The 645-nt window shown below is 56.1% G+C and carries 1 protein-coding gene; it reads right to left on the bottom strand.

Annotated features, from left to right (window positions below):
- Positions 1 to 183 precede the first annotated feature (183 nt).
- Positions 184 to 645, bottom strand: a 462-nt coding sequence (locus CXF87_RS12240) for an MFS transporter (protein WP_157826536.1), incomplete at its 5' end; no start/stop codon positions are given.

The following is a 645-nucleotide window of genomic DNA, read 5'->3' as shown; positions in this document are numbered from 1 at the left end:
ATTGCGTCGTTTTCTTTACACCTACACATTGCCACACTAGCAAGCCTGTTAAAGCTTACTTTGCGCAAAAACCTCCTATTAATATTACGCCTTAATAAAAGGTGAGCATGTTGTATACCCGCGTTAGTAAGATTGGCAGTTCGCATCCCACGTTTATTTCCCAAGCCCGCGTCCTTACTCGTTTTACGATGGCCAATGGGAATGGTGGTCATCGATAACAAAGACGTGCCCATGTGAGCCTGGGGAATGATGGTGGGAATGGCGATGAGGTTCCGGCCCCTCCCATCCCTCATGTTCGTGCTGATGATGTTCATCGTGGTAGTGCAGGTGGGTGTGACTTTGGGCAGCGTGCTCGTGCTCAAGAGCCATCGGGTCATGTGCGTGCCAGATCAGGGCCGCGAGCCCCGTTGCCGCCAGGGCCACCGTTCCCAGCAAAGCGAACGTACCCGTCAGTCCCAGGTTCACTCCCAGCCAGCCTGCCAACGGATAGGTGACTAGCCAACAGCTGTGTGACAACGAGAACTGGGCAGCAAACAGCGCTGGACGCTCCTCCGGCTGGCATGAACGTTTGAGCAGGCGCCCGGTGGGGGTCATGACCAACGAGGCCCCAGCGCCCAGCAGTAACCATAGCCCGACAAGCCCCGC

It is taken from the genome of Halomonas sp. MES3-P3E (assembly GCF_002836035.1).
GTDB classification, from domain to species: domain Bacteria; phylum Pseudomonadota; class Gammaproteobacteria; order Pseudomonadales; family Halomonadaceae; genus Vreelandella; species Vreelandella arctica.
This window is presented reverse-complemented; position numbering and strand designations above follow the sequence as displayed.